Annotated in this window: 3 protein-coding genes; 2 read left to right on the top strand and 1 reads right to left on the bottom strand. The window is 48.1% G+C overall.

The window, feature by feature from the left end; all coding sequences use genetic code 11:
* A partial coding sequence (locus tag QMD66_07870; protein ID MDI6822738.1) for a hypothetical protein occupies positions 1–359 on the top strand: 359 nt, incomplete at its 5' end.
* Between the two features lie 366 nt (positions 360–725).
* Positions 726–1,508, top strand: a complete 783-nt coding sequence (locus QMD66_07875) for a hypothetical protein (GenBank protein MDI6822739.1) — start codon at positions 726–728, stop codon at positions 1,506–1,508.
* Positions 1,509–1,757: 249 nt separating this feature from the next.
* Here QMD66_07875 and QMD66_07880 read toward each other — a convergent pair.
* A partial coding sequence (locus QMD66_07880; protein MDI6822740.1) for a hypothetical protein occupies positions 1,758–2,006 on the bottom strand: 249 nt, incomplete at its 5' end.

Raw genomic sequence — 2,006 nt, forward strand, 5'->3', positions numbered from 1 at the left:
CTCTGTACTGGACCGGCACAGGTGATGAGAGTCAATGGTGTTCCGACTGCCATTCCGCAAACTATGGATTGCACACCGCTGCCAAAACTGTGGGAGGAGCCACAAGATACGGTCACGACTGCGACACTGCCGGCATGTCCACCACAGCCGATGGTTTCGCCGTGGTTAACCCTGGCGATGGAGTAAATAACGGACCGACCTGCAAAGAGTGCCACCAGTCAAGCGGCTATCCTCACAGCCAGGGCGGAAATACTTCCAGGGATATGCTGAAAGACGCTGCAACTTTGAAGCCACCAACGGCAAACGACTATCTGGACGATGTCTGCAACGACTGCCACAACACCGCATCGCTACCGTAATTACTCCTACCGCACCGTAGAAACAGACCTTTAGGTCTGTTAGTCTGGCACAACTGCAGTCAAGTTTAGGTATATAATGTGCGGGGGCATAGTCCTGCTTTATTATTTTAAATCATTTGTAGCGCGGGGGCTCGTCCCCCGCAAAAGCATTTTGGGCGGGGATAAACCCCACCCCTACATTTGTCCCTCATAGGGTCCCACTAAGCCGTAGAAACTTAACCCATCCCCTCCAACCCCCAACCTCGAACCTTTTATCAACTAACCCTAATCTTTTCTGCAATAAATGCCGATATTGGTAATGATAATTGGCCATAATTTTTTGCAGAACTCAATTGATGAGATGAGAGGTAGAAAGGGGGTGCAAGGGTGAGAAAATCCATAGCATTATTCGTCACAATAGCCTTTGTACTTGCCATGTCGGGCATTGCATATGCATCAGGATATCTCACCAATTCTGAGATTACGGCAACAAATCCACATGGCAGCTACTCAAACAGCACCAACAAGTGCAAGGCGTGTCATGCAGTACACCTTGCTCAAGGAAGCTATAGATTGCTTCGCATTAGCTCTAAAGCGGCGGAATGCGACTACTGTCATGGTTCAGGTGGTATTACAAGTAAAATTGTAACCACCAACGCTGAAGGTCACACTATGGGTTATAGTGGTTCAGCTCCCGACGATGCTGGTACGGCTTGGAGCACTACTAGTTTTGCTTGCATTGATTGTCACTCGGTACACAACAACAATACGGTGACACTTACTGGTTATACAAGTAGTAAACTACTCAAGAACGATCCAGACCCAGGTGAGGCTCTGTACTGGACCGGCACCGGCGATGAGAGTCAATGGTGTTCCGACTGCCACTCCGCAAACTATGGATTGCACACAGCTGCCAAGACCGTGGGAGGAGCCACAAGATATGGTCACGACTGCGACACCGCTGGCATGTCCACCACAGCCGATGGTTTCGCCGTGGTTAACCCAGGCGATGGAGTAAATAACGGACCGACCTGCAAACAGTGCCACCAGTCAAGTGGCTATCCTCACAGCCAGGGCGGAACGGGTAGAGATATGCTCAAAGATACATTTAATGGTACCGCCTTGGACGATGTCTGCAACGACTGCCACAACACCGCATCGCTACCGTAATTACTCCTACCGCACCGTAGAAACAGACCTTTAGGTCTGTTAGTTTGGCACGCTGCAGTCAGGTTTAGATATAATGCGCAGGGACCTAATGGTCTCTGCTTTATTTTTAATTCTTCACAATAATTCATTTGTAGCGCGGGGGCTCGTCCCCCGCAAAATCAATTTTGGACGAAACCTTTATGAGAGCGGGGTAAAGGACTTGCTCCATGTTCAAATTTTGTAGCGCGATCATCTCCCGCTATTTTTCTTTCATTTAGCGGGCACAAGACCCGCCCCCACATTTAATTCACTATAGCGCAGGCGCTCAAATTTTGTACATCCACTGCATTTTATAAGACTGGACACGACCCGATTTAGAAATAAAGTGATTTTTTTCACAATTTTTGCGATGTAGGCAGGGAAACAGAATTTTCCGTCGAATAATTGTCTATGATATATATTGGAGGAGGTGTAAGGGTGAGAAAATTCATAGCATTGTTCGTCACGATAGCCTTTGTG

This window comes from Actinomycetota bacterium, from assembly GCA_030018275.1.
In the GTDB taxonomy this organism is placed as follows: domain Bacteria; phylum Actinomycetota; class Aquicultoria; order Subteraquimicrobiales; family Subteraquimicrobiaceae; genus Subteraquimicrobium.